Genomic DNA, 25212 nt, shown 5'->3' with positions numbered 1-25212 from the left:
CGGCTCCCGCGGGAGCCGTTTTTGTTACAGGGAGAAGGGGCGATTACTCGACCATCATCACCTTGCAGGTGTTGGTGCTGCCGACGGTTTCCATCTTGTCGCCGTGGGTGAGCAATACCATGTCGCCGCTTTGCAGCAGTCCCTTGGCCTTGAGCACGTCCAGCGCGTCGCGGCACACCTCGTAGACCGGCTTGGTCTCGTCGCCATCAAACAGCACGGGGGTGACGCCGCGGTAGAGGTTGGCCCAGGCCAGGGTCTTGTTGTGAGGAGACATGGCGAAGATGGGCAGGCCGGAGCTGATGCGGGACATCAGCAGCGGGGTGGTGCCCGACTCGGTCAGCGCCACGATCGCCTTGACCCCTTCCAGGTGGTTGGCCGCATACATGGTGGACATGGCCACCGCCTCTTCCACCGAGGTGAAGGTGTAGCTCATGCGGTGGTTGGAGACGTTCAGGCTCGGGTGCTTCTCGGCGCCCACACAGACGCTGGCCATGGAGGTCACGGTCTCGATGGGGAACTGGCCGGCGGCGGTCTCGGCGGAGAGCATCACCGCATCGGTACCATCCAGCACGGCGTTGGCCACGTCCATGACTTCGGCACGGGTCGGGAGCGGCGCGTTGATCATGGACTCCATCATCTGGGTCGCGGTGATGACCACGCGATTCAGGCGGCGGGAGTGGCGAATGAGCTTCTTCTGCACACCCACCAGTTCGGGGTCGCCGATTTCGACGCCGAGATCGCCACGGGCCACCATGACGGCATCGGAGCCGAGGATGATGTCTTCCATCGCCTCGTCGCTGGCGACGGTCTCGGCGCGCTCGACCTTGGCCACGATCTTGGCGTTGGAGCCAGCTTCGCGGGCCAGTTCGCGGGCGTAGCGCAGATCATCGCCGCTGCGGGGGAATGAGACCGCCAGGTAGTCCACGTTCATGCGGGCGGCGGTCTTGATGTCTTCCTTGTCCTTCTCGGTCAGGGCCGGGGCGGAGAGGCCGCCACCTTTCTTGTTGATGCCCTTGTTGTTGGAGAGAGGGCCGGCCACGGTCACCGTGGTGTGGATGCGGGTGCCTTCGACCTGCTCGACCTTCAGTTGCACGCGGCCATCGTCCAGCAGCAGGATGTCACCGGATACCACGTCCTGCGGCAGGCTCTTGTAGTCGATGCCAACCTGCTCCTGGCAGCCTTCGCCCTTGCCGAGGGCGGCGTCGAGAATGAACTTGTCACCGATGGCGAGGTAGATCTTGCCATCCTTGAAGGTGGAGACGCGGATCTTGGGGCCTTGCAGATCGCCCATGATGGCCACGTGGCGGCCCAGCTTGGCGGCGATGTCACGCACCTGGTTGGCGCGCTGGATATGATCTTCAGGAGTGCCGTGGGAGAAGTTCATCCGCACCATGTCGGCACCGGCGCGAATGATCCCCTCGAGAATGCCGTCGCGATCGGTCGCCGGACCGAGTGTGGTAACAATCTTTGTACGTCTTGGCATGAAAGACTCCAATGTGAAGTTGATATGACTTGAAATACTGCCCCGTCAAGCATGTGGCATGGCGCCAACTGGCAGGCCATCTGGGTGGCCTTGTTTGATTGAATTTCGATACTACACCAAGCCCGTTGGCATAGACAGTCGGGGGCGGACCCCCGAATGATCAGGAGGAGTGCGGGGTATCAAAGCGGGATTCGCGCAAACCTTCTTTGACTTTCTTCAGGTTTTCGCGAAATTTCATGCCACGGCGCAGGGTGAAACCGGTGGCCAGCACGTCCACCAGGGCGAGCTGGGCGATGCGCGAGGCCATGGGCATGTAGACGTCGGTGTCTTCCGGCACGTCCATGGAGAGCACCAGGTTGCATTCGCGGGCCAGGGGAGAGTCCTTGGCGGTCATGCCGATGACGGTGGCATCGTTTTCCCGGGCCAGCGCGGCAATTTCCACCAGGGCCTTGGTGCGGCCGGTGTGGGAGATGAGGACCACCACGTCCCCTTCGCTGCTGTTGATGCAGCTCATGCGCATCATGACGATGTCATCGAAGCTCACCACGGGGATGTTGAAGCGGAAGAACTTGTTCTGGGCATCCCGGGCGACGGCGGAGGAGGCGCCCAGACCAAAGAAGCTGATCTTCTTGGACTGGGTCAGAATATCGACGCAGCGGTTGATGGCCGAGATGTCCAGGCTGTTCTTGGCGGCATCGAGGCAGGCCATGGTGGATTCGAAGATCTTGGCGGTATAGGTATCCGGGCCGTCTTCCGCTTCCACGTGGCGGTTCACATAAGGGGTGCCGTTGGCCAGGCTCTGGGCCAGGTGCAGCTTGAAATCGGGAAAACCCTTGGTATCGAGGCGACGGCAGAAACGGTTGACGGTCGGTTCGCTCACATCGGCCAGCTTGGCCAGGGTAGCAATGCTGGAGTGAATGGCGGTCTGGGGTGAGGCCAGGATCACTTCAGCCACCTTACGCTCTGATTTACTGAAACTTTCCAGATTGTTCGTAATTTTATCGAGGGTATTCATCATTACCACCAGGCATTTTTGTAATTTAACTTCAGTGTCTGTGCACTAAATTCACAGCTCAAGCAGGTTTCCAGTCTCCGCGATGACTATACAAGACAAGCGCTTATCGGAACTAATCTCGGCCCTGCAAAGTATGACTCATGTCTAATTATTTCGTGTTTTTAGTTGCAAACTTCCATTTGTGTCTTGAAAACGCTTACAAATGTTGCAAAGCAACAACACTGTGAGCGGGCGCACACTTGTCTGCATAAATCGCACAGCCCGGCTGCGGGCTCGAGTAGTATTGCAGCCAAATAATAATGTCGGGACGGTAAGGGCCGCCCCGAGTCGGTAACGAAGGAGTTTGTTATGCAGCATACCCATGCGCTGGTGGGCGACGTTGGCGGTACCAATGCCCGGCTGGCCCTCTGCGAACTGGCGACGGGCGCCATTTCCCAGGCAAAAACCTATTCGGGGCTGGCCCATCCCAGCCTGGAGACCGTGGTGCGCCTCTATCTCGAAGAGCACGATGCCACCGTGGGCGAGGCGTGCATCGCCATCGCCTGTCCCATCAACGGTGACTGGGTCGCCATGACCAACCACAGCTGGGAGTTCTCCATCCGCGAGATGCAGGCCAACCTCGGCCTTGCGCGCCTGCAGGTGATCAACGATTTCACTGCCGTCTCCATGGCGGTGCCCGTGCTCGGCGAGAGCGATCGCATCCAGCTCGGGGGCGCGGCTCCGGTAGCCGGCAAGCCCATTGCCATCTATGGCGCAGGGACCGGCCTTGGCGTTGCCCACCTGGTGCAGGCCGGTGAGACGTGGCTGAGCCTGCCGGGTGAGGGCGGCCACGTGGACTTCGCCGCCAACACGGAAGAGGAAGATGCGGTGCTGCAGGTGATGCGCGGCGAGCTGGGCCATGTGTCGGCGGAGCGTTTCCTCTCGGGCCCCGGGCTCGTCAATCTCTATCGCGGCCTGGTCAAATCCGATGGCCGCGAGCCCGAACCCTTTGCCCCCAAGGACATCACCGAGCGCGCGCTGGCGGGGGATTGCCTCGATTGCCGTCGCACCTTGAGCCTGTTCTGCGTGCTCATGGGCCGCTTTGCCGGCAACCTGGCCCTCAACATGGGCACCTTCGGCGGTGTCTACATCGCCGGTGGCATAGTGCCGCGCTTCCAGGAGTTCTTCATCGGATCGGGCTTTCGGGTCGCCTTCGAGGACAAGGGGCGCTTCAAGCCTTATCTCAAAGACATTCCGGTCTTCCTCATCACCCATGAAGGGCCGGGGCTGCTCGGGGCGGGAGCTTATCTGCGCCAGTCCCTCGGGATCCGTCTCTGAGCCTTGCCAGGGTGAACATGGTTCAGTCCCGATTCAGTGACCGGGGCGTAAAGTGAACCTACGTACTCAAGAGGACGGGGCTTCATAGGGAATTGAAACCGGTCTTCATCCGCTGGGTGCGCATTGTCACCTGACAAGCCTGAACTGTTTTACCGGCCCTCGCGGCCGGTTTTTTTATGCCTGCCGTTTCTGCGCGAGCATGGGGGCTGAGGGGAGCGGCAGGCCAGCTTCTGATGGGGGCGCAAGCTCGTCAGCCTCGCTGCCATGTGCTTGGCCTGGTCGAGGCATAAGGAGTGAGGTGTGAGACATGGAAAGCACCGGGATGGCAACGCCCGAATGCGGCAGGAGCCAGGTACTGGCTCCTGCGCTGTCAGGGGAGGGTGATGTGGAATCTCGCGCCGCCGAGTGGGGAGTCATCCACCCGGATCTCGCCGCCGTAGCTGTGCACGATTTCGGTCACCACGGCGAGGCCAATCCCCTGGCCGGGGGAGCTGTCAGCCCGCACGCCGCGCTGGAAGATCTGCTGCGATTTGCCGGGGGCGATGCCGGGGCCGTCGTCTTCCACCACGATGAGCAGGCCGCTCTCCCGGTGGCGGACATGAACCCGGATCTCGCTGATGGCAAACTTGCAGGCGTTGTCCAGCAGGTTGCCCATCAGCTCCATCAGATCGCCCTGCTCGCCGTGAAAGAAGACATCGTCGTCAAACTGGAAGCCGGTCTGCAGCTTCTTGTGGCGATAGACCTTGGCGAGGCTGGCCAGCAGCTTCTCGATGAGGGGAACCGGTTCGGTGCCCTTGCTCGCGAGGCGCTTTCGCCCGGTGACGGCGCGGCGCAACTGGTACTGGATGATCTGATCCATGGTGGTGATCTGTTCATTGATGTTGTCATGGATGTCGTGGCCGAGCTTGAGCTCCTGGGCGGTGATCTGGATCAGGGCCAGCCGGGTCTTCAAACTGTGGGCGAGATCGTTGAGCGCATGCTGATAGCGCTGGGTCTGCTGGCGCTCGTTTTCCAGCAACTGGTTGACCGATTCGGTCAGCGGCGTCAGCTCCCGCTCGTAGTCCTTGGAGAGCGCCTCCCGCGTGCCGGCACGGATCTCGTCTATCTGCCGCGCCATGGTGCGCAGGGAAGAGAGGCTCCAGAAGCTGGTGAGCAGCAGCAGGGCGCCGAGCAGGCTGTAGGCGAGCAAGGCCTGGCGAATGCACCGGTAGAGATAGTCCCGGGTCTGGGCCTGGTAGCGCTTGGCGGAATCGACCATCACCACGTAGTAGGTCGTGGGGCCGTCGCCGTGGTTACGCAGGAAGCGCAGGCTGTAGATGAAGTAGCTCTCGCCATTCTTGATGGTGTGCAGCTTGAAGAAATAGTCCTGATCCAGGCCCCCAAGGTACTTCATCAGATCCCGGCAGATGGTCTCCTTGATGGTGATTACCTCGGGCATATGCAGGCTGGACCAGCTCAACTCTCCGTCGGAGCGGCAGATCAGGGTGTCGAGATTGGGGTCGATGGCATCCGGGGTCAGGCCGCCGAGATCCGTGATGGCGTGGGGCTCCGGCTGCTTGGAGGAGAACAGCTTGGAGAGGTTCTCCTGCATGCGGATGCTGGCTTTCTGGGCCTGCTCCTCGGCGTGGCCGAGGTAGAGGATATAGACGGAGAAGGCCATGATGAGCGCGATGACCAGCATGGCGCTCAGCATCAGCTTGAGGTGCAGCGAGCGACGGATCAGTGTCATGGGGTGCAGCATGGCAAGGGGCATCAACTGCAGGAGAGGTTGAAGATGTAACCCTGGCGGCGGATGGTGGAAATGGGCTGGATGAGCCCTTCCGGATCCAGTTTCTTGCGCAGTCGGCTCACCATCACCTCTATGGTGTTGGGATCCCCTTCGCCATCCCCGTAGAGCTGGTCCAGCAGTTGCTGCTTGGAGACCACCTGGCGGGCGTTGCGCATCAGGTACTCCAGGATCAGATACTCGAAGCTGGTGAGCACGGTGACTTCGCCGGCGATGGTCAGCTCCTTGCGGGAGAGATCCAGCTCGTAGTCACCCGCCTTCACCCTGGGGGAGATGAAACCGGCGCTGCGGCGCACCAGGGCATTGAGGCGGGCCAGCAGCTCGTCCTTCTGGAAGGGTTTGACCAGGTAGTCGTCCGCCCCGGCTTCCAGCCCTTCCACCTTGTCCTGCCAGTTGCCCCGCGCGGTCAACACTATGATGGGGAAGGGGATCTGCTGCTCGCGCAGGCGGCTGATGAGCTGCAGGCCGTCCATGTCCGGCAGGCCGAGATCGATGATGGCCACGTCGATGGGGTAGTCGGTCGCATAGTGCAGCGCCACCTGGGCATTGTCCGTGCTGTGAACCTGATTCTGGGCCTCGGTCAACAGCGTGGAGAGGTGGTGATTGAGCAGCTTGTCGTCTTCGACCAGTAGGATTTTCATAAGATGCATGATGATAAGGGTCCAGGCTGTCAATTAGAGGGTCAACAAGAAGGAGAGTCAATGCGGATCCTACTTGACCCCCCTGTATCAGGACTGAATCATGCCAACCTTTGTCTCCTCTACCCGTCCTTGCAGCGACGGCCACGCATCTCAGGCCATCCTGCGATCAATGCCATCGAATCAGATAGCCATTCTTTTGGATTCCATTGGAGATCACTCGCGACTGTTCTGATCGCACTGATGGGGACGGGCATTTGCCGTGTTGCCGCATCATGACTCGCCAACTCAGCTGATATCAATGGGCCTGGTCGTTGGGGATGGCTCCGTCATGCTGTTGTAATTATCTGAACGGATTCAGTTTTATTGTGTGGCACCGGTGATTGGGAACAACTCCCGATGTGGTGTAGGGATGGATGTTGCGCGAGAAGGGTCAGAAGGTCTAATGAGTGGCAATTTTGAATCCCTACCCTACGAGAGGTTTTCTGCGGTTATGACTATTCATCCCCACACCAAACAAGATAGAATCTGGTCCAAAATCGGGTTTGGGGCATCAATTGCTCAAGATGTGAGCAATGCAGGCTGGTAGATGGCCTGGGTGTGCAATGTAATGCGACAACATTGTTAAACATCAATCAAAACAAGAAGCTGGAGGATATGATGGCCAACAGCGCGCACAATCAGGTTAAAAGCAGCATATTGGGAGCTGTAACTCAAGGGCGGTAGCGTCAGCCTTGTTCACCTCACTGGATGGATAACGGCATAATCTGCTTTCCCATCAATGTTGTTTTTCCACGCTCTTGAAATAACGCGCTAACCTGCTGGAGTAAATGGACACTCTCCACTCCTGCCACTGCGCCATTACATCATACGCTTGTTCACCATGAGATGTGACGGCATATGGTAGCCAACCATAGCCAGAAATCTCTTTTCCATTTAATCAGATTGCAATCGGGAACCTTTCAATGAAGATCCTCGTGACTGGTGGTGCCGGTTTTATCGGCTCTGCCGTTGTTCGTCATATCATCCGGCATACCCAAGATTCAGTGGTCAACCTCGATAAGCTGACCTATGCGGGCAACCTGGAATCCTTGGCGGCTGTCTCTGCTAGCGACCGCTATGTGTTTGAACAAGTTGACATCTGCAACCGCGCCGAACTGGATCGGGTGTTTGCTACCCATCAACCCGATGCCGTGATGCACCTGGCCGCCGAGAGTCACGTCGATCGCTCTATCACTGGTCCTGCCGATTTCATCGAAACCAATATCGTCGGCACCTACATGTTGTTGGAAGCCGCCCGTGCTTACTGGAATAGCCTGGACGAGGCACCCAAGGCAGCCTTCCGCTTCCATCATATCTCCACCGATGAGGTGTATGGCGATCTGCCCCATCCAGATGAAGTCGCTGTTAGTACAGTGTTGCCACTGTTCACCGAGACCACGCCTTACGCCCCCAGCAGCCCCTATTCTGCCTCCAAGGCCTCCAGCGACCATCTGGTGAGAGCCTGGCGCCGTACTTACGGTCTCCCGACCATCGTTACCAACTGCTCCAACAACTACGGCCCCTATCATTTCCCCGAGAAGCTGATCCCGCTGGTGATCCTCAACGCACTGGATGGCAAGCCGTTGCCTGTCTATGGCAAGGGCGATCAGATCCGCGACTGGCTCTATGTAGAAGACCATGCCCGCGCGCTCTATACCGTGGTCACCACAGGTGTGATCGGCGAGACCTACAACATCGGCGGTCACAACGAGAAGCAGAACCTGGAGGTGGTGCACTGCATCTGCGATCTGCTGGATGAAATGGTGCCTAAGGCCGGCTCCTACAGCGATCAGATCACCTACATGGCCGACCGTCCCGGTCATGACCGCCGCTATGCCATCGATGCCAGCAAGATGAGCACCGAGCTGGATTGGCAGCCGCAAGAGACCTTCGAATCCGGCATTCGCAAAACCGTGCTGTGGTACCTGGACAACCAGCAGTGGGTCGGCAACGTCAAGAGCGGGGCCTATCAATCCTGGATCGAGCAAAACTACGGGGAGCGTGCCTGATGCATATCCTGTTGTTCGGCAAGAATGGCCAGGTAGGCTGGGAGTTGCAGCGCTCACTCGCCCCGTTGGGCCATGTTACCGCGGTTGATTTTGATTCCACCGACTATTGTGGTGATTTCAGCAACCCGACCGGCGTGGCGGAAACGGTGCGCCTGCTCAAGCCGGATGTGATTGTAAATGCTGCGGCCCACACCGCCGTCGACAAGGCCGAGAGCGAGCGGGAGTTTGCCGAACTGCTCAATGCCACCAGCGTGGCTGCGATTGCCAAAGAAGCTGAGGCGTTGGGGGCCTGGCTGGTGCATTACTCCACGGACTATGTATTCGATGGCAGTGGCGAGCGGCCCTGGGTGGAAACCGATGCCACCGCGCCACTCAACGTCTACGGCGAGACCAAGTTGGCGGGGGAGCAGGCAGCCATGCTCTGCTCCCGTCACCTTATCTTCCGCACCAGCTGGGTGTATGCCGCTCGTGGTGCCAACTTTGCCAAGACCATGCTGCGCTTTGGCAAGGAGCGCAGCGAGATGTCGGTCATCAACGACCAATTCGGTGCGCCAACCGGCGCGGAGTTGCTGGCCGATTGCACTGCTCACGCGATCCGTACGGCGCAAACCAAACCTGAGGTGGCGGGTCTCTATCATCTGATCGCCTCCGGCACCACCACCTGGTTTGAGTATGCCCAGCTGGTGTTTGCCACAGCGAAAGACGCCGGTGTCGAATTGGCAGTGACTCGGGTCAACGCCGTCCCGACCAGCGCGTTCCCAACGCCGGCCAAGCGTCCCCACAACTCGCGACTCGATACCACCAAGTTCCAGCGCACCTTCAACCTGCGCCTGCCGGACTGGACTGTCGGTGTCGAGCGGATGCTGACCGAGATCCTCGGAAAATAAGAAAATAAAGATCGCGTGGGTATACGGTTTCACGCTTCAGCAGGGATAAAACGCAAAATGAGTGTTATGTAAGCGCGCTCAGTTTGCTGGGCTACATCATTCAAAGATAAGAAATCAAGCACGATGACCAAACGTAAAGGCATTATTCTGGCCGGTGGTTCCGGCACTCGTCTCTATCCCGTCACCATGGCCGTCAGCAAGCAGTTGCTGCCCATCTATGACAAGCCGATGATCTATTACCCGCTGAGCACCCTGATGCTGGCGGGGATCCGCGATATTTTGATCATCAGTACGCCGCAAGATACCCCTCGCTTCGAGCAGTTGCTGGGCGATGGCAGCCAGTGGGGCCTGAATCTGCAGTACAAGGTGCAACCGAGCCCGGATGGCCTGGCGCAAGCCTTTATTCTGGGGGAGGAGTTTATTGGTTCAGACCCTTGTGCCCTGGTGCTGGGTGACAACATCTTCTATGGCCACGATTTGCAGAAACAGCTGGAAGGTGCGGCGGCCAAATCCAGTGGCGCCACCGTGTTTGCCTATCATGTGCATGACCCTGAGCGCTATGGGGTGGTGGAATTTGATAAACAGGGAACGGCCATTTCATTGGAAGAGAAGCCGGTGGAGCCCAAGAGCAACTATGCGGTGACCGGCCTCTATTTCTATGACAACCGTGTGGTCGAAATCTCCAAGAGCCTGAAACCCTCCGCTCGTGGCGAACTGGAAATTACCGACGTCAACCGTATTTACCTTGAACAAGGTGATCTGTCGGTTGCCATGATGGGCCGTGGCTATGCCTGGCTCGATACCGGCACCCACGAAAGCCTGATTGAAGCGAGCAACTTTATTCAGACCATCGAACATCGCCAGGGCCTGAAAATCGCCTGCCCGGAAGAGATCGCTTATCGCCAAGGCTTTATCAGCGCCGAACAGGTGCGTGATTTGGCGACGCCACTGGCTAAAAACGCCTATGGGCAATATCTACTGAAGATGGTTGGTCATTAATCGTTATTGGTTATTGGTTGTTAGCTTTTCCTGACTAACGACTAACGACTAACGACTAACGACTAACGACTAACGACTAACGACTAACGACTAACGACTAGCGACTAACGATTAACGATTAACGATTAACGATTAACGATTAACGGCCCCGAACATGAACATCATCGACACCAATATCCCCGACGTAAAAATCATCGAGCCCAAAGTCTTTGGCGATGAACGCGGGTTTTTCTTTGAAAGCTTTAATCAGCAGCAGTTTGAAGCGGCCATTGGCCGCAGCGTGACGTTCGTGCAAGACAATCACTCCAAATCCAGCAAGGGCGTGCTGCGCGGGCTGCATTATCAACTGCCCCCTTACGCCCAAGGCAAACTGGTGCGCTGTGTCGCTGGCGAGGTATTTGATGTCGCCGTCGATATTCGCAAAAGCTCACCGACATTTGGACAATGGGTTGGTGTGCATCTGTCAGCAGAAAACAAACGCCAACTCTGGATCCCGGAAGGGTTTGCCCATGGCTTTGTGACCTTGAGTGAGACGGCGGAGTTCCTGTACAAGACAACAAACTATTATGCCCCTCAAAGCGAGGCCAGCATAAAATGGGACGACGCAGATATCGCCATTGAATGGCCGTTTGAATTCCAGCCACAACTATCTGATAAGGACTTGCATTTATCAATATCGTTTAATGATGTACAGTGTTTTATATAATTGCAGAGGATAAAATGAATATTTTTGCAACAATATTTACACGTTTTTCCTGTGTGCATTTGACAAAAGATGTGGGAATGATTCCAATGGAGGTTAGTCAATGTAATGGGTTTGGTAAATCACTGCTCATATATAGAGGGGAGGGAATAGATAATCCATACAAAGACAATATAAATTTAATTCCTGTTAAAGCGATTAGTAATATATCATATTATTTTAAAGTCTTTTCCATCATTATAAGAAATAATGTTTCCCATATTAATTTATACCATGTGTCTGCGGAAACATTTTTTTTAATTGTCCTGTTTAAACTTTTCACAAACAAAAAGATATATCTAAAGCTTGACATGTCTAGCGACTGGTTTGGTGAGTTAAAACATCAAACTGAATATTCTAAAAAAAAATGGGCCATTAAGAAAAAAATATTGTCGATGGTTGATTTGTCCTCTGTAGAAACTAAATCTGTCTATTTAGGATTGAGAACTATATGGCCTAATGAACGCTTGATTATTCTTCCAAACGCCATATCAAAGTTGACTATTCCTGATATAGTGCATCCTTTAAAATACAAAGAGCGAGATAGAACGATAATCGTTGTTGGTAGAATTGGAGTGCATCAAAAAAATCATGAAATGATAATTGATGCGCTTCAAATATCACGCTTAAAAAATGATTGGAAAATTAAATTTATTGGCCCAATTGATGATGAATTTAAATGTAAAATTGATGTCCTCAAAGAGCATCCTGATGCCAATTCAATAGAATTTCTTGGTAATATAGACCGACATTCTCTCATCAATATATATAGAAAAAGCCGATTTTTTCTTATGAGCTCTCGCTATGAAGGATTCTCTTTAGCGATGATGGAAGCTGCATATTTTGGTAACGTTATTATATCAACACCTGTTAGTGGTGTTGATGATATAACGGCGGAAGGAAAATATGGTGTCATTATCCCTCATGACAATGTAGTAGAATTAAGTAGTTTAATTAACACTATTACATCTGATGATGCATTTTTCGAGAAGCAGCATGAAGAGAAACTTAATTATATAAATAGCAATTTTAACCTTAAAGTTAAAATTGAAGAGATTATAAATGAAATATAAGTTTAATGCGCCATTTAACTATTCTTTAGCATACAACATTCTTAATGTAATATTTCCTATATTAACAATTCCTATTGTATTACGGGTTTTTTCAAACCAACAATATGGTGAGTATGTTTTCGTAAACGTAGTTTATCAGATTTTTAATGTGTTATTTGTGTTGTCTGTACAACCTTTTTTTATTCGAGACTTTATAAGAAAAATTGAATCAGGTATAAGTAAAACTGTATGCTTATCACAAAATCTGCAATTACAGTTATATCTGTCTTTATCATGTGTGTTTTTTTATATAGTTACAATGCTATTTCTGATACATATAAATGCAACCAGCATGGCGCTATCAGGAATATTTCTATTGCCAATTATTTTTTCTTTTATTAATTTCGAATGGTATTTCTACGCTACCCAAAGATATAAAGAAATATTTTACAGATCTCTGTTCGTAAAATTGATTACTCTAATAGCTATAGTGTTGTGCATAAATGATGAGAAAAAATTCATTGTGTATGCATCGATAATGTCTGGTTCTTATTTATTGACTAATCTCATAGGTTTTTTATATGTCTCAACTCATATACGCCCATCAGTTATTTTTGAAAATAAAATAGATTTTTTCGATTTTTTATTTAAAGCGAAAAGTTTTATTACAAATTCGTCGATTGGAGTATGCTATCAATATATAGATCAATTATTGGTTGGTCTTTTTCTTTCTAAGGGGGAGCTAGCTGCTCTTAGCATTTTAAAGCAACTCCTCAATGCATCTATTATGTTACCAACAACGGTGTGCCGATTGTGGATGCCTATATCAATAGCGAAGAGAAATAATATTGATGGCTTATCGTATATTAAAAACAACGTAAAGCTTTATGTAATACTTATCACATCTATTTTTCTTGGTCTGATGTTGGTAGGTGTCCCTGCATTAAATTTCATCGCAACAGATAAATATGCCTTTTCAATTATAGACGTTATTTTCTGTGGATTGTGCATGCTGGTTACTGCCTCCGCAGTATTTATTGATACACAAATAAGCATTCCAAATAATCTTGAAAAAATCACAACGTTCAGCAATTCAATCGTCTTAATTTGTTTTTCAATATCGATTGTACCGTTAACACTTGCTGTTGGCTATCTTGGTCCCATCGCCTCACTTACATTTTCGGAGCTATTGGGTGTCTTAAGTATGGGCTACATGCATATTTTTAAATATAAAACACATACTCATCGATATAAATAAATGAGCGAGCCATGAACATTAAATATTCTCTAATAGTTGTAAATTATGAATGCTCCGCTTACATATTGAAAATGATTGCATCATTATATCAATATCTCGGTGAGCGAAAAGATTATGAGGTAATCATTGTCGATAATTCATCGCAACATCCTGATTTTATTGATGTCGCTGATGGTTCAACAGTGAAATATATTAAATCGGAACGTAATGTAGGATTTGGTGCAGCCTGCAATATCGGTGTAAAGAATGCACTTGGTGATATATTACTTTTTGTTAATCCTGATATTATTTTTTTGAAAAATATACTATCCACATTAGATAGTCAGCTTGATTATTTAGACGATGGGAATGTATTGGGGTTTAATTTTGTCGATGAGTTAGGCAACCCAACTTATACCCATGGAAACTTCCCTTCTTTGAAGGGGGAATTATTAGAATTGTTTTTTGTTCATAGAATATCACCAAAATATTTTAATAATTATGCGATTGGAAAAATTGCCCCTCCATCTGACAATGGACTGTTATTAGATGTAGATTATGTGTGTGGGGGACTTTTCGCTACGTCTAGGATAATGTATGAAAAAACGAATGGTTTCGATGAGTCATTCTTCTTGTATTTTGAAGAGACGGAGTTGATGTGGCGATTTAAAGAAAGAGGAAAAAAAATAAAACTCTTGCTAGAGTCTTTCGCCGTACATATAGGTAGCGTTACTACATCGAATAATTCTGACTTTAAAATTATAAATATGGAAATTGGGAGGGCTAAGTTTTATAAATTAACACAAAAAAGCAAATCTAATATTGTCATGTTTTTCTTTATAAGAATGGCTAGGTTAATATCAATGGCGGTCATTAAACACAATCTAACATATATAAAGTCAATAAAAAAAATATATGATATTTCGTTTGGTAGTTAAGGCTAATAAGATGGTAGCTCACTCTCAAAATTAATGTTAAGTATAGAGAGTTCATTTAATTTCATATTATATTATATTATATTATATTATATTGAATTAAAGTTTATTCATCATCAAGCATCATAGGGTGTGAAAATGAAAGTATTGATTGTGTTTGGTACCCGTCCAGAGGCGATTAAAATGGCGCCTTTAGTTCATGCATTGGCTGCGGATAGTCGCTTTGAGTCAAAGGTATGCGTAACAGCTCAGCATCGTGAAATGTTGGATCAAGTATTGTCATTATTCGAAATAACCCCAGATTATGACTTGAATTTGATGAAGTCTGGTCAAACGTTAAATGATATTACTGCGCGCATTTTATTGGAGCTAAAATCTGTATTGCAGGAATTTAAGCCGGATGTAGTATTGGTACATGGTGACACAGCTACTACTTTTGCATCAAGTTTAGCTGCTTATTATGAGCAAATTGCGGTTGGCCACGTTGAAGCGGGACTGCGCACCGGCGATATTTATTCGCCTTGGCCGGAAGAGGCTAACCGTAAATTAACAGGAGTGTTAGCGACATATCACTTTGCTCCGACAGAAACATCAAAGGCTAATTTATTGCGAGAGGGGTATGATGAAAAAAATATATTTGTAACGGGTAATACGGTAATTGACGCATTATTGATGGTAAAAGAGAAGATTGAAAAAGATCAAGAATTAAATACAAGCCTTGCTGCGCAGTTCCCATTCCTAGATGAGGAGCAAAAGTTGATTCTGGTCACTGGGCATCGTCGAGAAAGTTTTGGGGGTGGGTTTGAGCGGATTTGCGAAGCACTTGCGATTACTGCCAGAGAAAATTCTAATGTGAAAATTGTTTATCCAATGCATTTAAACCCCAATGTTCGTGAACCAGTTAATCGCATTTTGGGAGGCATTGATAACATCATTTTGATTGAACCGCAGGAATATTTACCGTTTATCTATTTAATGATGCGTGCTCATATTATTTTAACCGATTCAGGTGGTATTCAAGAAGAGGCGCCATCGTTAGGTAAACCTGTTTTAGTGATGCGCGATACCACAGAGCGACCTGAAGCTGTTTCTGCTGGTACAGTTAAACTAGTTGGCACTAATGTAGATAAAATAGTCACCAGTTTGACTGAATTACTCAACGATACCGATGCATATCAAGCGATGAGCTTTGCACACAATCCATATGGGGATGGAGATACTAGAACCTTAATATTGAATGCTTTAAAAGCAGGCCACTGATTTTACGTAGAGATTCACAATGGCATTTATTAAATGATTTATTATTTGATACTCCCCTTTTCATTCTTTTTGATGTCTATCTTTGATAAATCAAAGGCAGAAAAATTTATTTTCCTTTTTCTTATTTTTTCTCTGATTTTATTTGTGGGGCTGCGTGAAGGAGGGACTGGTACAGGTGATTATTATGAATATATCAGGCTATATGAACAAATAAAAACATTTGATGATATATTTAACGTTAGCATGCATGCTGAAGTAGGCTTTAGATATTTATCCTATGTCGGGAATCAATTAGAATTTGATGGCCAATTTATAATTTTTGCAATGGCGTTTTTGTCAATATTCCCTATCGCTCTTGTTATATATAAATATTCTTGCTATCGAGTGTTATCATTGTTAATTTGGTATCCTTTTGTTCTTACGATGAGCATGCAAGCATCCAGAAGCTCAGTAGCAGCAGCCTTCGGCTTAATTTTTATAATTTCTTTTTTTAAAAGAAATTATTTTAGAGCGGTGCTTTTTTTTGCTTTGTCACTTAGTTTTCATACATCTGCAATTAGCTTGCTAGTTGTCTTCATGACGAGAATTAACCTTCAAAAGTTGCTTATTGCCATTCTGATTATCTTGTTGTCTTGTATCTTTATCAATCCATTAATATTGCTATCCAATATATTTGACACCATTGGGCTGGGGAACGTGTCCAGTAAAATAATAGGTTACATTTCATCGACTGATTATGGATATCCGATGAAAATGTATGATCCTAGAATTTTATTAAGTGTATTGGTTTGTTATTTTATCTGGCTTGTTAGGGGGAAAATCTATAATTCATTACATATTAATTTATGCAAAACTTTCTGCATCGGTATTCTGTTCATGCTATTATTTTCAAGTTCAACAATTATGTCTTTGCGTTTGAGTTTTTTATACTTAATCACAGGGGTCATAGTAATACCTTTTATCTGTGAGATTTACAATCAAATGTTTTATCAGCAAGTTAAAGTAAAAAGGGCAATGTCACTTTTTTTATCTTGTATTTATGCGGCATATATATCTGCGCTAGCATACACAGCGCAGCCATATGAGATATATTTGAAATAGGTTGATTGTATGTTAAAAATTATTTTTGTTGATACTGGGTATCCCATCAATACTAGAACGGAAAAATTTAAAAAGACGCTATCCAAAAATTTTAAATCCTTGGTTATAGCGTGGAGTAGGAATGCCAATGGTAAAATTAATGATGATACTGATGCTTATATATTAAGGTCAGATATTGGATATGGGCATAAACTAATGAAATTATGTTGTTTGCCAACATTTATTTTGCACATTTACAAAACATTAAAAAAAGAAAATCCTGATTTTTTGTTTTTAAGTCATTGGGATTCTCTTCTTTGTTTTGTTGTAGCTAATTTTTTCTTTAGATCAAAAGCTAAAATTATCTATGACTGTCTAGATTTACCAACATCACGCAACCCATTAGTTTTAAAAGTGTTGCTTTTTATCGAGAAACGTTGTTTAAAAAAAGTCGATCTTTTGATTTTAGCCTCAAGATATTACACTCAGTTATACAATCATAAAAATGTGATGATTTTTGAAAATTACCCATCTCGTGAAATAATAAATTCTTTATCAAATAGCCCGGCATGGTTAAGTTCATTGCAAGAAGAAAAAGCTAATGGTGTAAATTTCATCTCATGGATTGGTGTTGTTAGATATAGAGATGTTCTTGCTAATATGATCGATACAGTGCATTCTGTGGATGTTAAGATTTTAATATTTGGTGATGGTCCAGAGTTGCCTTTTTTAAGAGAATATGTAAAAGAAAAACAACTGATAGAGAAAGTTTTATTTTTTGGCAGATATTCACAAATGGACTTGCCGTATATATATAAAATTACAGATCTAGTTTGGGCAGCATACCCAACATTAGATTTTAATGCTGTATACGCTATTTCAAATAAGTTTTTTGAAAGCTCTCTTTTTTCTAAATCCCCCATAATTTCAAAAAAAACAATGATGGCACAGGAAATTCGTAAAATAAATGGAAGTGCTGTGATAGTTAATGAGTTTGATGTTGCCGATATTACTAATGAAATAAATAATTTTTTTTCCTCAAAAGAAAAAACATTTAGCAAATACACGCCAGATATTTTTTGGGAAGAAAAGACTGATGAGTTATTAAATAGAGTGAGTGCTATCTCTTTTTAATTATTTTTTTGAGTGTTATAGAGTTTGTTTAATGAAGGGAAATAAAACTTATCCCCCTGTCTTAGTTTCTATTATTATGCCTTCTTATAATTCTGCTGCAACTATTGCAAGCAGTATTAAGAGTGTGCAGCAACAAAACTACTCACATTGGGAATTGTTAATTACCGATGATGGTTCAACAGATGATACAGTGGAGCTAGTTCGTCAATTTTGCAAGGATGATCCGAGAATAACCGTCGAAACTAATTCGGTTAACTCAGGTGCAGGCTTTTCTCGCAATCAATCTATTAGACGTTCAAAGGGTAAATATATTGCCTTTTTAGATGCTGATGATCTTTGGTTGCCAAATAAGCTCAATACTCAAGTTCGATATATGGAACAAACAGGTGTGGTTTTTAGCTACACTGCTTATCAAAAGTTCTCTGATACTGGTTTTGGGGGGTAATAATGCCCCCTACTAGGGTAAATTATAACCAATTGCTACGTGGGTGTGTAATAGGGTGCCTCACTGCAATGTTTAATGCCGAAGTATTAGGCCGCCAAACCATGTTGTTAATTCGTAAGCGTCAGGATATGGGACTGTGGCTGAAATTACTTAAGCTTTGTGATGTCGCCCATGGTATACCCCAAGTTTTGGCTTATTATCGAACTGATAGCGGCATGACACAAAATAAGTTCAATGCTGCTTATTATCAGTGGCGATTATATCGTGATGTAGAGGGGTTAGATCTTATAAGTAGTATATGGTATTTCTTCTGGTATGCTGTGAATGGGCTTATAAAATATAGGAAGTAACAATGAAAATGCTATATATCGCAGGACATGTTGATTTATCTAATGCAGTATTTTGGGCTCCACATTATATCAAGAAATGTGAAATTATTTTATGACAAAGCAACATAGTGAAACTTTCTCTATTATCATGCCATGCTACAATGCGGCTGAATATATATCAGTTAGCATTATGTCCATAATTAGTCAAACTTATCCCCATTGGCGTCTGTATGTAGTAGATGATTGTTCAACGGACAATTCTTACGAGATTATTCAGGAAATATCCAAGAATGAACCGCGTATTGAGTGTATAAAATTATTAGTCAATAGCGGTGTGGCCGTGGCAAGAAATGCAGGTATTATGGCTGCCAGAGGAAAATATATTGCTTTTTTAGATAGTGATGATATTTGGGTTGAAAAAAAACTGGAGTATCAACTGAAGTTTTTAGAGTCTGGATATGACGTTGTTTGTAGTAACTATAAAGTATTTTCTGGTGAAATTTATAATACTCTCTCAATAAGAAATCATCCTGAAGAATTTAATTATAATGATATGTTGTGCGGTAACAAAATTGGAAATCTGACAGGTGTTTATAATCAGGTTACTCTTGGTAAAATATATCAAGAAAAAAAAGGCCATGAAGATTATATAATGTGGCTTGATCTGATTAAAAAATCAAAGCAGGCTTATTGCATTCAAGAGGTATTGGCTTACTATAGAGTTGCAAAAAAATCGCTATCTGGAAATAAATTGAGAGCAAGCATATGGCAATGGAATATATATAGGAAACAACTTGGTTTTAATGTATTTAAAAGTGCCTATTATTGGTTTTGTTATGTCAATAATGCTCTTAAACGTTGAACAACAGCATGGTAATTTTTATCATTTTTCCTAGGGGGATTAGTTGAAGTATCAACGCCGTCACTCACGCTGGTATGAGCGTGCTTTATTTAATCCTATTCTTCTATTGTTTTTTGGTGCAGTCGTCTCCGTTTTGGCACCTGCACTGGATCGTTGGGGATGGGAGTTCTGGCTCTCTTTAGATCCTGCCCGTGTGAATACATTAGTTGGGGTATTTATTACCTTTTTATTGATAGAGACCATGCTGTATCGCTTTCTGCGCTACCCCGGTGCTAGTCCGGCTGCTTATATGCTCCCGACAGTCACGGCGATGTATGGTTTATTAGTTGGGGTACTGCTTTTTACTCGTCTCGACTATAGCCGTCAGATGATCTTTGAGTCGTATTTACTGACCATGTTAGGTTGCTGGGCCGCTTATTTTATTGGCCGTCGCTATCGACGCTTAAAGTATGCGGTAATTCCCGTTGGTGAATATAAAACGCTGATGAATATTGATGGGGTTGAGTGGCGTCAGTTGGATAAACCCGATATGGGGGGAGTCAGATATGATGCCGTCGTTGCCGATTTAAGAGATCCTGCCTTGGAAGGTGACTGGGAGCGCTTTCTGGCGCGTTGTGCGCTCTCTCATATCCCCGTTTACCATATCAAGCAGGCTTATGAATCATTGACTGGCCGTGTAAAAGTGGATCATTTGCATGAGAACCAGTTGGGTTCTTTATTGCCGTCTCCACATTATTCTTTTGTCAAACGAGTGCTCGATATATTGGCCTCACTTATTGCTATCCCGCTGGTTTCCCCCATTATGCTGGTCACCGCCATTCTGATTAAGCTGGAAAGTCCGGGGTCGGTGATGTTTTTGCAAAATCGGGTAGGCAGGGGAAATAAGGATTTTTGCATCTATAAATTCCGCAGCATGTGCAAGGATTCAGAAAAGGCGGGAGCACAGTTTGCCCAAGCGGGCGATATGCGGGTGACGCGGGTGGGTAAAGTTATCCGCAAGTTGCGCATCGATGAGTTGCCGCAGTTCTTCAATGTGCTGAAAGGGGATATGAGTCTGATTGGCCCAAGACCGGAGCAGCGCGCCTTTGTCGATAAATTCGAGCGAGAGATCCCCTTCTATATGTATCGTCATATCGTGCGGCCGGGGATCAGTGGTTGGGCGCAAGTGGTACATGGTTATGCCGCCGATGCCGATGATACCCGTATCAAGATCGAGCATGATTTTTATTACATCAAACACTTCTCGCTTTGGTTGGATGTTTTAATTGTGTTCAAGACCATCCGAACCATATTGACTGGCTTTGGGGCTCGCTGATTATTCATGTGACTACTCCTACCTACTGGGGCTTGCAGCCAATTTGGGCAAGCCCTTTATCTATCTCGCCGTCAAAGTTACTTGATTGGAAGTTATTTTTCTCGGATGGGGGGATATAAGCCATTCGGCAGAACAATAACTTGACATCCATAACGTACAGATAATCGGATGATATTTGAGCCTCTTGCTATTACTGATGTGAAGCTAATTCGCCATGCCACCTATAAAGATGAGCGCGGTGAATTGATGGAATTATTTCGCCAGCACGAATTTGTAAACAACTGCGGTGATTTTGTCTTTGTGCAGGACAATCTAAGCCGCGCCCGTCAGGGAACGCTGCGCGGGCTGCATTATCAGGTTGAGCGGCCACAGGGGAAATTGGTGCAAGTTATTTCTGGCACCATCTTCGATGTGGCGGTCGATCTACGGGAGGGGAGCGCTACTTATGGGCAGTGGGTTGGGCAGCAACTCAGTGCCGATATGCCCATGTCACTCTGGATCCCCCCAGGTTTTGGGCACGGCTTTTATGTGCAAAGCGAAATGGCAACGGTGCTCTATAAATGCACCGACTATTACCGCCCCGAGTTTGAGCGAGCCATTAACTGGGCCGATCCCGCACTGGCTATTAGCTGGCCTCTTTTGGAAAATATGCCCCTGATCTTGTCTGACAAAGATCGTCAGGCGCCTTTTATTACTTCCCTGAATTGATAAGGAACCGAGAGTCGTTATGACCCCTAAAGAGATCACTACAAGCGTGGATGCCCCCTTGCCGCAAGGTTGGCAGACCGCCTCCGATGAAATCGATCTGCGCGAGCTGGTGCTGCTGCTGTGGCGCCAGAAATTGTTGATCCTGATCGTCACCGCGTTGTTTGCCGCAGTGGGGGTTGGTTATGCTCTGTTTGCACCTCAGCAATGGTCCGCCAAGGCGGTTATCACCGCGCCCAAGCCAGAAGATTTGCTACCGATGCAAAAGATATCGGCACAAGCCTCCGCATTGGGACTCACAGGATTTCCGGATGGAAAAAGTCTCCATCAGGAGTTTGTGCTGGAGTTCAACGCCTATGAAAACCGACGTGATTATCTAAAAGCCAGCTCCCTGTTCGCTGAACAAGTAAAAGAATTAGGGTTGGATGACAGGGCTAAGAGCCGTTGGCTGCGCGACTGGGGTCAACTGGTGACAGCTCAGCCTGTAGACAAGAAGGGCGAGGAGCCGGGAATAGCCATCACCTTTGCTGCCCCCACGGCAGAGGCTTCGCTGGCGATGTTGGAAGGATATGTCGGGTATATCGTCAAATTGCAACAACAGCAATTGATCCAGCGGCTAGATGCTCAACGTGATCTGCAACTGGAAGAGATGAACACGCGCTATACCGTGATGCAGGAGGAGGCCAAGCGGGCGCTGCAGCAGGAGATCTTCGAGATAACATTGGCGAGCAGCGTTGCCAAGGCGGCGGGTGTGAGTGCACCGCTGGAAAGGACCGGCAGCCAGGAACGTTTCTCCATCTTGCTGGGTTCCAAGGGCTTGGAAGAAAAACTGACCTTGCTGAAATCCCTAGATTTGGCACTCTACCAACCAGAACTGCAGCAGTTGCAGGCGCAGATGGCACGTTTGAAGCGCATCTCTCTGGATGGGATCAGCTTCCGTCCGTTTTCCTATCTGGATGCACCGGAAGAACCTCTTAGCCGTGACAAACCCAAGCGCCCTCTGATCGTGGTGTTGGCTACCCTGCTCGGCGGCATGCTGGGGGTGGGGATAGTGCTGGTACGCCATGCGTTTCGCAGGCCGGAACAGGTATAGTATTCATTCATAAGCAAAGGGGGCATAGGCCCCCTTTTCTTTTTCAGGCACAGTTTCAGGCATGGCAGAGGGACTGATCGGTATGAGCGAAAGGGGCGGCGAAAGATGATGGCTACGACGAGGAGCATGGCGATAGTCAGCGCGCTTTACTGGCTGCTTGGCATGCATTTCTTCATGCACAACCCGGGGGGCGCCGGGCTCTATCTGCCGTTCAATGCCTGGGGCTGGATCTTCGCCAGCCTGGTCATCGCCCTCGGCCTGTGGCAGGTGACGCTGCGCCAGCAGTTGGTGACGTCCCCCTTGCAGGTGGGGCTCTGGTTGGGGGGCATGCTGTTGTGGCTGCCGATGGCCTATCCCGGCTTTGAACTCAAGGATTACGCCATCCCCCGGCTGCTGGGCCTCTTCGCCGGCCTGCTGTTCCTCTCCTGCCTCTACCAGTGGCGACTGGATCGTTCGGCCCGCGACAGGCTGCTCTACCTGCTGCTCGGGGCCATCGCCATCGAGGCGCTGCTCGGCCTGGTGCAGTTCTACCTGCTGACGCCGGGCAACTGGATAGGCTACGACACTCAGGCCAACCGTCCCTACGGCATCTTCCAGCAACCCAACGTGATGGCCAGCTTTATGGCGACCGGGCTGTCGCTGGCCGTCTGGCTGGAGAGGCGGGGACAGGCCAATGCCGGGCTGATGGGGCTGCGCTATGGGGTGATAGTGGCCGCTAGCGTGCTGCTGGTGGTGCTGCAATCCCGGGTGGGTCAGCTGGGTGGTCTGCTCTCCCTGCTGTTGCTGATGCCACAGCTCTATCGCCAGCGGCTGCTGGGTCGGACCCTGGCGCTGGTCGGGCTGGGTATTGCCCTGGGTCTGCTCTCCCTCTATGGATTCTCGGGGGCCAAGCGAGGGCTGGAGATCTACCAATCCGGCGGCATGAGATCCATCTATTGGCCCTATGCCGCCAAGCTGATCGCCGAGGCCCCCTGGGCCGGCTGGGGCTACGGCAGCTTCGAGTCCGTCTTCCTGCAGCACTATATGGCCGACAAGGCGCTGAACCCGGCCATGGTGCAGATCGAATACAACCTCGACCACCCCCACAACGAGTTCCTCTACTGGGCGGTGGAGGGGGGGATAGCCCCCATGCTCGGCATGTTGCTGATGGGGGGCGCCCTGCTGTGGCGGCTGAGCAAGGCCGGTTGGCACCAGGGCCTGGCCCTGCTGGCGCTGCTGACCCCCATTCTGCTGCATACCCAGACCGAATACCCCTTCTACCACGCCATCGCCCTCTGGTGGGCCCTGCTGCTGCTCATCCATGTGCTGGATGCCGAGGTGGAGGAGGGGAGGCAGGCCGCAGGCCAGGCCAGCTGGCGGGAGTATGTCTGTCGCCCCTGGCTGCTGCTGCGCTTCGCTGCCATCGCCATTCCCCTGGTCGTGGTGCCCTTCATGCTGACGGCCATTCACACCGCCTGGGTGGTGACCAAGTACGAGCGCGGCGGCTACAAGGAGCCAGCCCTGCTGTTGCGGGTCGTCAACCCCATGGCCTGGCTGACCCGGGTGGAGTTCGACGTCAACGCGGTGCGGCTGGCGGTGGGGCTGCGGGCCAACAACCAAACCGAGCTAGAGGCCTATCTCGACTGGGGGCAGGAGTTTGTGCGTCACACCCCGCGGGCCAATATCTACGCCAACATGGTGATCGCCCTCAATGCCCTGGGGAGGCATGAGGAGGCCGATCGCCTGCGGGCCGAGGCCCTGGTGCTTTATCCGGGTGAGCCTTTGCTCACCGTGTCGGCCGCAAGAAAGGTGGCCGCGACCCTGGAGCGCAAGCCCTCTTCATGAGGGGCGTTTCAATCTGTCAACCATCACGGCCGCCTTTGCGGCCGTGATGGTTTTTGTGCCCGCCTCGTTGAAGGGGGAGGGGCTTGTTGCCAAAGAGGCTCCTGGCCATCCGTCCACATCGCCGCGCACCGCAGCCGTTTTGTTGTACAAGGTTGCAGCAAGGGTTTCATCGGCTCGCAAAAATGGGGTTATCTGCTGGACGGCGCAAGCGCCTTGGCTAAGATAACCGTCTTAACGTCTTGTTTGGCAAGGGAGTATGACATGGAGATAGTACTAGGCCCATTAGAGGCCCGCGTGATCGGCTGCCTGATTGAGAAAGAGATCTGCACGCCGGATCAGTACCCTCTCTCGCTCAATGCACTGGTCAATGCCTGCAACCAGAAGAGCAACCGGGAACCCGTGCTGGAGCTCGCCGAGCTGGATATTCGCGCCGTGATCGACGAGCTGATCCGCCGCCGTCTGGTGGTCAATACCGCCGGTTTCAACGCCAGGGTGCCCCGCTATCAGCATCGTTTCTGCAATACCGAGTTCGGCGAGCTGAAGTTCTCGGCCCAGGAGCTCGGCATCATCTGCGAACTCTTGCTGCGTGGCCCGCAGACCCCGGGTGAGCTGCGTTCGCGCACCAACCGGCTGTGCAGCTTTGACGATGTGACCGAGGTGGATGCGGTGCTGGCCACCCTCATCGAGCGGGGGCCCTATGTGGTCAAGCTGCCCCGTGAGCCGGGCAAGCGGGAATCCCGCTACGCGCACCTGTTCAGTGGCGAGGTGGATCTGCAGGCGCTGGCCGACGCGGCGCCCGCTGGCAACCTTGTGTCACCGGCGGCAGACAGACTGGCGGCGCTCGAAGAAGAGGTCGAGCACCTCAAGGGGCAGTTGCAGGGGCTGGAAGCCCGTCTGGCCCGGCTGGAAGGCTGAGCCAACAATCTGTTTCCAGAAGGCGCTGCGGCGCCTTTTTTGATGACCGCGCCCCTCCTGCGGCCCGTTGCCCGGTGGCAAGGGCGAGTGCCCTGTCAGCCCTGTCGC

Annotated in this window: 23 protein-coding genes; 19 read left to right on the top strand and 4 right to left on the bottom strand. The window is 49.4% G+C overall.

The annotated features are described in order from the left end of the window. Positions 1-43: 43 nt before the first annotated feature. Both pyk and OKC41_RS01515 read right to left on the bottom strand, forming a co-directional pair. Complete coding sequence (gene pyk, locus OKC41_RS01520) at positions 44-1483, bottom strand: pyruvate kinase (RefSeq protein WP_041214849.1); 1440 nt, start codon at positions 1481-1483, stop codon at positions 44-46. Positions 1484-1643: 160 nt separating this feature from the next. Then, complete coding sequence (locus OKC41_RS01515; RefSeq protein WP_029314760.1) at positions 1644-2498, bottom strand: MurR/RpiR family transcriptional regulator; 855 nt, start codon at positions 2496-2498, stop codon at positions 1644-1646. A 348-nt stretch (positions 2499-2846) separates the two neighbouring features. On the opposite strand from OKC41_RS01515, the gene glk reads away from it, so the two are divergent. Then, positions 2847-3815, top strand: coding sequence for a glucokinase (gene glk, locus OKC41_RS01510; protein ID WP_180906960.1), 969 nt, complete (start codon positions 2847-2849; stop codon positions 3813-3815). A gap of 370 nt (positions 3816-4185) precedes the next feature. Here the strand turns inward: glk and OKC41_RS01505 are convergent, their stop codons facing one another. Both OKC41_RS01505 and OKC41_RS01500 read right to left on the bottom strand, forming a co-directional pair. After that, positions 4186-5568 carry an ATP-binding protein gene (locus tag OKC41_RS01505; protein ID WP_270671628.1) on the bottom strand — a complete coding sequence of 461 codons (1383 nt, stop codon included), beginning with the start codon at positions 5566-5568 and terminating at the stop codon, positions 4186-4188. Further along, positions 5568-6242: a response regulator gene (locus OKC41_RS01500; protein WP_010675337.1), complete on the bottom strand. Its 675-nt coding sequence runs from the start codon at positions 6240-6242 to the stop codon at positions 5568-5570. The genes OKC41_RS01505 and OKC41_RS01500 overlap by 1 nt, the downstream gene beginning before the upstream one ends. A 962-nt stretch (positions 6243-7204) precedes the next feature. On the opposite strand from OKC41_RS01500, the gene rfbB reads away from it, so the two are divergent. From rfbB to OKC41_RS01410, 18 genes are all read left to right on the top strand, one after another. Then, positions 7205-8290: a dTDP-glucose 4,6-dehydratase gene (gene rfbB, locus OKC41_RS01495; protein ID WP_270671627.1), complete on the top strand. Its 1086-nt coding sequence runs from the start codon at positions 7205-7207 to the stop codon at positions 8288-8290. Further along, the gene (gene rfbD, locus OKC41_RS01490; RefSeq protein ID WP_270671626.1) at positions 8290-9177 is read left to right on the top strand and encodes a dTDP-4-dehydrorhamnose reductase; all 888 of its coding nucleotides are present in this window, start codon (positions 8290-8292) and stop codon (positions 9175-9177) included. Before rfbB ends, rfbD begins: the two co-directional genes overlap by 1 nt. Before the next feature lie 123 nt (positions 9178-9300). Further along, positions 9301-10176 carry a glucose-1-phosphate thymidylyltransferase RfbA gene (gene rfbA / locus OKC41_RS01485; RefSeq protein WP_270671625.1) on the top strand — a complete coding sequence of 292 codons (876 nt, stop codon included), beginning with the start codon at positions 9301-9303 and terminating at the stop codon, positions 10174-10176. Between the two features lie 154 nt (positions 10177-10330). Continuing rightward, positions 10331-10882 carry a dTDP-4-dehydrorhamnose 3,5-epimerase gene (gene rfbC / locus OKC41_RS01480; protein WP_270671624.1) on the top strand — a complete coding sequence of 184 codons (552 nt, stop codon included), beginning with the start codon at positions 10331-10333 and terminating at the stop codon, positions 10880-10882. A gap of 14 nt (positions 10883-10896) precedes the next feature. Beyond that, positions 10897-11991: a glycosyltransferase family 4 protein gene (locus OKC41_RS01475; RefSeq protein ID WP_270671623.1), complete on the top strand. Its 1095-nt coding sequence runs from the start codon at positions 10897-10899 to the stop codon at positions 11989-11991. Next, complete coding sequence (locus tag OKC41_RS01470; protein ID WP_270671622.1) at positions 11981-13228, top strand: oligosaccharide flippase family protein; 1248 nt, start codon at positions 11981-11983, stop codon at positions 13226-13228. Before OKC41_RS01475 ends, OKC41_RS01470 begins: the two co-directional genes overlap by 11 nt. 11 nt (positions 13229-13239) lie before the next feature. Beyond that, positions 13240-14145: a glycosyltransferase family 2 protein gene (locus tag OKC41_RS01465; RefSeq protein ID WP_270671621.1), complete on the top strand. Its 906-nt coding sequence runs from the start codon at positions 13240-13242 to the stop codon at positions 14143-14145. A 135-nt stretch (positions 14146-14280) separates the two neighbouring features. Then, a complete protein-coding gene (wecB, locus tag OKC41_RS01460) occupies positions 14281-15402 on the top strand; it encodes a non-hydrolyzing UDP-N-acetylglucosamine 2-epimerase (protein WP_270671620.1) in 1122 nt (373 codons plus the stop codon). A gap of 72 nt (positions 15403-15474) precedes the next feature. Next, a complete protein-coding gene (locus OKC41_RS01455; protein WP_270671619.1) occupies positions 15475-16503 on the top strand; it encodes an EpsG family protein in 1029 nt (342 codons plus the stop codon). 9 nt (positions 16504-16512) lie between these two features. Beyond that, a complete protein-coding gene (locus tag OKC41_RS01450) occupies positions 16513-17616 on the top strand; it encodes a glycosyltransferase (protein WP_270671618.1) in 1104 nt (367 codons plus the stop codon). A gap of 31 nt (positions 17617-17647) precedes the next feature. Beyond that, positions 17648-18061 (top strand): glycosyltransferase, encoded by a 414-nt coding sequence (locus tag OKC41_RS01445; RefSeq protein WP_270671617.1) that lies wholly within the window; start codon positions 17648-17650, stop codon positions 18059-18061. A gap of 68 nt (positions 18062-18129) precedes the next feature. Then, entirely contained in the window at positions 18130-18411 is a 282-nt protein-coding gene (locus tag OKC41_RS01440) for a hypothetical protein (RefSeq protein ID WP_270671616.1), read from the top strand. A 91-nt stretch (positions 18412-18502) separates the two neighbouring features. Then, positions 18503-19252 carry a glycosyltransferase family 2 protein gene (locus OKC41_RS01435; protein WP_270671615.1) on the top strand — a complete coding sequence of 250 codons (750 nt, stop codon included), beginning with the start codon at positions 18503-18505 and terminating at the stop codon, positions 19250-19252. A gap of 43 nt (positions 19253-19295) precedes the next feature. After that, positions 19296-20567 carry a sugar transferase gene (locus tag OKC41_RS01430; RefSeq protein WP_270671614.1) on the top strand — a complete coding sequence of 424 codons (1272 nt, stop codon included), beginning with the start codon at positions 19296-19298 and terminating at the stop codon, positions 20565-20567. A gap of 168 nt (positions 20568-20735) precedes the next feature. Continuing rightward, positions 20736-21275 (top strand): dTDP-4-dehydrorhamnose 3,5-epimerase, encoded by a 540-nt coding sequence (rfbC, locus tag OKC41_RS01425; RefSeq protein ID WP_270671613.1) that lies wholly within the window; start codon positions 20736-20738, stop codon positions 21273-21275. 19 nt (positions 21276-21294) lie between these two features. Then, the gene (locus tag OKC41_RS01420; protein ID WP_270671612.1) at positions 21295-22365 is read left to right on the top strand and encodes an LPS O-antigen chain length determinant protein WzzB; all 1071 of its coding nucleotides are present in this window, start codon (positions 21295-21297) and stop codon (positions 22363-22365) included. A 108-nt stretch (positions 22366-22473) separates the two neighbouring features. Beyond that, positions 22474-24189 (top strand): PglL family O-oligosaccharyltransferase, encoded by a 1716-nt coding sequence (locus OKC41_RS01415; protein ID WP_270671647.1) that lies wholly within the window; start codon positions 22474-22476, stop codon positions 24187-24189. A 261-nt stretch (positions 24190-24450) separates the two neighbouring features. Then, on the top strand, positions 24451-25104 hold the full coding sequence (locus OKC41_RS01410) for a YceH family protein (RefSeq protein ID WP_039040218.1): 654 nt from the start codon (positions 24451-24453) through the stop codon (positions 25102-25104). Positions 25105-25212 lie beyond the last annotated feature (108 nt).

The organism is Aeromonas sp. QDB17 (assembly GCF_027705305.1).
GTDB classification, from domain to species: Bacteria; Pseudomonadota; Gammaproteobacteria; order Enterobacterales; family Aeromonadaceae; genus Aeromonas; species Aeromonas caviae.
Note: the sequence above shows the minus strand (reverse complement) of the source record. Positions and strands in the feature narration are given on the sequence as shown.